The sequence below is a fragment of the Komagataeibacter diospyri genome (genome assembly GCF_006538165.1).
GTDB classification, from domain to species: domain Bacteria; phylum Pseudomonadota; class Alphaproteobacteria; order Acetobacterales; family Acetobacteraceae; genus Komagataeibacter; species Komagataeibacter diospyri.
In genome coordinates this window covers 1-545 of sequence record NZ_BDLU01000077.1, presented here as the reverse complement: position 1 = coordinate 545, position 545 = coordinate 1, and the positions used below count along the sequence as shown (strand labels likewise).

Annotated in this window: 2 protein-coding genes; one reads left to right on the top strand and one right to left on the bottom strand. The window is 61.7% G+C overall.

Features of this window, described 5'->3' with window-relative positions; translation table 11 throughout:
- The coding region (locus MSKU9_RS17095; RefSeq protein ID WP_141262561.1) for an isochorismatase family protein at positions 1–237 on the bottom strand (237 nt) is incomplete at its 3' end.
- Between the two features lie 119 nt (positions 238–356).
- On the opposite strand from MSKU9_RS17095, the gene MSKU9_RS17090 reads away from it, so the two are divergent.
- Positions 357–545: TetR/AcrR family transcriptional regulator (locus tag MSKU9_RS17090; RefSeq protein ID WP_141262560.1), on the top strand; the 189-nt coding region annotated here is incomplete at its 3' end.

The following is a 545-nucleotide window of genomic DNA, read 5'->3' as shown; positions in this document are numbered from 1 at the left end:
GCCTTCCGGCGGGCTTAAGGGCTGGTCGGCGGAACCCGGCGGTGCGTCGGCAAAGTCGGGTGCAAACGCGACCCGCACCAGTACTACCGTAGCACCTGCATCCCGAAAGCGGGCGGCAAGCGATTTACCGCTCTCCAGCACCTGAGACGATGGTCGCGGGGCGGTTGGCAGGGCCAGTATGCCATTCTGCAGGTCAATGAGGACAAGGGCGGTGGTTCGCGGGTCAAATCTGTTCACGGATCGGCGCCTTCAGGCTAGGTACGGATACATGGTCGGGTCGAACATCGACCCGCAATGGGAAATCGGTTATGCGAGGACTATCTCGTATAAAAGAAAGTTGAGGGTACCCTCGCATTATGTCAAGCCCGCCCCGTTCATCGCCACTCGCGCCCACGCGGCAGCGCGGACGGGACCGCGTTGAAGCGATCCTTGCAGCCGCGACGACGGTCTTTGCCGAGAAATCTTACGAGACGGCGACGATGACCGAGATCGCTGCCCGCTCCAGCACGGCGATCGGTTCGCTTTACCGTTTCTTCCCGACCAAG